Origin of the sequence: Lactobacillus kalixensis DSM 16043, assembly GCF_001434335.1 — a bacterium.
In the GTDB taxonomy this organism is placed as follows: Bacteria; Bacillota; Bacilli; order Lactobacillales; family Lactobacillaceae; genus Lactobacillus; species Lactobacillus kalixensis.
Window position 1 is genome coordinate 1 of sequence record NZ_AZFM01000080.1, and the last position, 1,435, is coordinate 1,435.

A 1,435-nucleotide genomic window follows, 5' to 3' on the forward strand; every position below is an offset into this window, starting at 1 on the left:
TTGATCCTTGGTGATTAGGGCATAGATAGTTCTAATCAGTTTATGAATTGAAGCGATAGCGATTTTCTTGAACCCTTTGGTTTGAGAAGATCGCTTTTTGCTTTCATAATAATCAGCTATATGACAAGGTTTAAATTTAGCTGCGCTGGTTATTTGACCAATAGCACGATACAAAATCTTACGAGCTTCCGCATTTCCATGCTTAGTAATACTTAAGCTTGAATCTTTTTCGCCTGATTGATAATGTCCTGGATCAATTCCAATAAAGGCATTAATCTTGTTAGGATTACTAAATCTACGAACATCGCCTAACTCTGCCAATACCCTAACAGCAGTAGTTTCACCGAAACCAGGGATACTCTTTAATATTTCCAGATCATGATTAGGCAACCCTTTAGCTAGTTTAACCATCTTAGAAATAAGCTGCTTGCGGTGCTCTTCTAAGGCAATTAAGCGGTGAGCATAGTAAGTCACTTGAGAAGATTCGATACTATTAGATGAGACAGAAGGATAGCTCTTTTTAGCTAATTCAAATAGCTTTTTAGTAGTTTTTTCTGCTCGCTTCTGACCAAAGCCTTTAATCTTTAATAGTTCATCAATAACATCTATTTCGCTAGATTGAAATACGTCTTTACAATGTGGATATTGGCTAAGGACCGTCCAATAGTTCTCACCTTTAGAAGCTTCAAATAACTGTTCAACTTCGGGAAAAGTAGACTGTAGTGCCTTGTGAAGACGATTCTTAGATGTAACTACATCATCGGTTAATTGAGCATAGAATCTGCTTAAAGCATTTAGTTGTTGGTATTGTTCAGACTGAGTTTTATTAATTGCATGTTTATACAACTTCTGAATTAAAGCTAGGTGATATGCATCATTTTTATCAGTTTTATTATGACGTAGACCGATATCTATTTCTTTCTTGGCTGTTAATGGATTCATGATTACATAATCATAGCCGTAATCTTGAAGAAATGTTTGCAGTCTGCGTGAATATACACCGGTAGCCTCAAAGATAATTTGAGGTTTAGTAAATGTCTTTAAGTTATTGAGTAGTTCAAAGAAACCAGGGCGATCATTAGAAATGGTAAACTCTGATTTACTATTGTCTACCAAGATACACACATTAGATTTATCACTGCTTACATCAATACCAAAAACAACTTTCATGATTAAAAACCTCCTAAGATAGCAGTAAAACAATAATACTTATTAGCAGAGATCTAATTTTCTAAACCAGACATCAAAGTGTCGACATTCTTCGAAGAGATTACTGAACTAATAAGTAAAACTGCCAGTTTTTATTACGACGTCAAGCGTCTAAATAGATCACGGCATAATGTTTTACTACTATTTCAATTCTACGCTGAGAACAAAAATAGTGAATCAATTATCCCGTCGGATAATTAATTCACTATTAAGCTTAGAATGTTTT

Annotated in this window: 1 protein-coding gene; it reads right to left on the reverse strand. The window is 34.4% G+C overall.

The features are described 5' to 3' along the window. On the reverse strand, positions 1-1,170 hold a 1,170-nt coding region (locus FC46_RS09795; RefSeq protein ID WP_057800230.1), incomplete at its 3' end, for an IS110 family RNA-guided transposase. Between the last annotated feature and the right edge of the window lie 265 nt (positions 1,171-1,435).